The following is a 2,812-nucleotide window of genomic DNA, read 5'->3' as shown; positions in this document are numbered from 1 at the left end:
GTGCGGGGGGTTCGGATGCCGGAGGCGTCGCGGGCGGTGGCGCGGATGCAGGAGGCGTCGCTGGCGGTGGCGCGGATGCGGGCGGCACCGGCGTCTGCGGCGCGCCCGCCGGAGGCGTCGGCGCGGAAGGCATCGGCGCCTGAGGAGGGCGCCCCTCACCCAGGTCCAGGAAGGTGCGCTCGAGCGCGCCCTGCGCCGCGGCGAACTCGACGACGTCGAGCCCGGCCGAGATGAGGCCGCGCAGGGCCGCAGCCGCGGCATCCTCCGATTCGAACGACATCACGATGTCGCGGCGGTCGACGCCGAGACTCTCCACGGGAACACGCAGCGCACCGGCCACGCGGTCGAGGCTCTCGGCGGACGGCTCGGCTCCGGCAAGCCGCACGCGCCACGGGCGTGCGCGGCGCGACGCCGCTTCGACGCGCGCCGGATCGACGGTGACTCCCGCCATCAGGAAGACGGCGTCGTCGACGACCTCTTCGAGCTCCGAGAGGATGTGGCTCGACACGAGCACCGTGCGCCCCTCGGCCGCGAACCGCCGCAGCAGCAGCCGCAGCTCGATGCGCGCCTGGGGGTCGAGTCCCGACGCCGGCTCGTCGAGCAGCAGCACGCGCGGGTCGTGCACGAGTGCGCGCGCGAGTCCCAGGCGCTGCTTCTGTCCGCGCGAGAGGACGCGCGCCGGGGCGTCCGCGAGGTCGACGAGGCCGACCTCGTGCAGGAGAGCATCGGCGCGGGCGGATGCCACGGCCGTCGGCATCCCGTACAGCCGCGCCGTCACGGTGAGCGTCTCGCGCGAGGTGAGCGAGTTCCACGCACCGAGCGCGTCGGGCATCCAGCCGAGCACGGCACGCGCCGCCTGCGGATCGGCGACCGGATCGATGCCGTCGATGCGGATGGAGCCCGTGTCGGGAGCGAGGAGCGACGCGAGCATGAGCAGCAGCGTGGTCTTGCCCGAGCCGTTCGGCCCGACGAGCCCCGTGACCCGGCCGGCGTGCGCCCGCAGCGTCACGTTGCGCACGGCCTGCACCTGTCCGAAGGAGCGCTGAACACCGTGGACGACGATGCCGGGGGTGGTCACGCGCTCACTCTATCCACCAGGCGCGCCGTTCTCGTCGTCGCCACGGGGCTCAGGGGTCGCGACACGCGGCAACGTCGCGACCGAGGCCACATGTCGTGACACCCGAAGCAGGGGCTCCGGGCCCAGGGGCCGCGACACGCGGCAACGTCGCGACCGAGGCCACATGTCGTGACACCCGAAGCGAGGGCTCCGGGCCCAGGGGCCGCGACACGCGGCAACGTCGCGACCGAGGCCACATGTCGTGACACCCGAAGCGAGGGCTCCGGGCCCAGGGGCCGCGACACGCGGCAACGTCGCGACCGAGGCCACATGTCGTGACACCCGAAGCGAGAGCTCCGGGCCCAGGGGCCGCGACACGCGGCAACGTCGCGACCGAGGCCACATGTCGTGACACCCGAAGCGAGAGCTCCGGGCTCAGGGGTCGCGACACGCGGCAACGTCGCGACCGAGGCCACATGTCGTGACACCCGAAGCGAGAGCTCCGGGCTCAGGGGTCGCGACACGCGGCAACGTCGCGACCGAGGCCACATGTCGTGACACCCGAAGCAGGGTCTGCGGCGCTCAGGGGTCGCGACATGCCGCTTCCCCGCCGACGAGGCCACATGTCGTGACACCCGAAGCGAGGGCTGCGGGGCGGGCGTCAGTCGCGGAAGAACGCGACCCCCAGATCGGGGTGGTCGACGAACACGCCATCGACCCCGCTGTCGCGGATGACGCTCCACTCGGCCTCCCAGTCGCCGAACGCCGACGGACCTCCGCGCGTGCGGAACTGGCCGATCAGGAAGCGGTTCTCGGGTCGGCACGTCCATGTGAAGACGCGCAGGCCGCGGGCGTGGGCGTCGGCCACGACGGGCGACGGCCCGCTGGTGCGCCCGAGCTTGTCGGGGGCGAGGATCATCCGCTTGTCGACGCTGATCCCGTCGACCTTTCCGACGAGGGAGTCGAGCCCCGCGGGCGCGGCGGTCTGCCGGTAGGTCAGCGCCGCTTTGCCGTGCGCGGCGAACTGGTCGAACGGCCGGCCGGAGGCCTCGAGCAGGTAGACGTACGCCGCACGGATGCCTCGTTCCCTCAGCGCGTGCAGCACGGTCGACTCGAAGGCCTCGATGGTGAGAGGCAGCTCGCCGCCGGCCCAGCCGGCCTCGCGCAGCTCGGCGTCGACGAGCGCTGCGATGTCCCACCCGCCTGCGGCGCCGAGGCACGTCGCGAAGTAGGTCGCGTGCTTGATCTCGAGGACGACGCCGATCTCGCGGCCGTATTCCAGCGACGCGGCGCGCACGGCGTCCAGCACATCGCGCAGCCGCAGCACCGGCTGCTCGTCGTCGAAGCTCGCGCTCGAGGGCCGCAGCTGCGGAATCCGCTCGCGGCAGCGGAGCGTAGCGAGCTCGTCCCACGTGAAGTCCTCGGTGAACCAGCCGGTGTGCTCGACGCCGTCCACCGTCTTGGTGGTGCGGCGATCCGCGAACTCCGGCCGGTCGGCGACGTCCGTCGTGCCCGAGATCTCGTTCTCGTGACGTACGACGAGCACGCCGTCGCTCGAGACCACGACGTCGGGCTCGACGGCGTCGACGCCCATCGCGAACGCGAGGGCGTACGACGACCGGGAGTGCTCGGGGCGATACCCGGGCGCACCCCGGTGGCCGATGACGAGCGGTCTGCGGCGGGGCGGGCGATCACTACGCTGAGACGGTGCCCCGCCGCAGACCGCTCGTCATCGGCCACCGGGGTGCGCCCGGG

The 2,812-nt window shown here is 73.1% G+C and carries 2 protein-coding genes; both read right to left on the bottom strand.

Going from position 1 to position 2,812, the window contains the following annotated elements:
• A partial coding sequence (locus ACI3KX_RS21985) for an ABC transporter ATP-binding protein (protein ID WP_404911080.1) occupies positions 1 to 1,078 on the bottom strand: 1,078 nt, incomplete at its 3' end.
• 640 nt (positions 1,079 to 1,718) lie between these two features.
• Positions 1,719 to 2,720: a glycerophosphodiester phosphodiesterase family protein gene (locus ACI3KX_RS21980; RefSeq protein WP_404911081.1), complete on the bottom strand. Its 1,002-nt coding sequence runs from the start codon at positions 2,718 to 2,720 to the stop codon at positions 1,719 to 1,721.
• Positions 2,721 to 2,812: the final 92 nt, after the last annotated feature.

Source organism: Microbacterium sp. ZW CA_36 (assembly GCF_044987475.1).
GTDB lineage: Bacteria > Actinomycetota > Actinomycetes > Actinomycetales > Microbacteriaceae > Microbacterium.
This window is presented reverse-complemented; position numbering and strand designations above follow the sequence as displayed.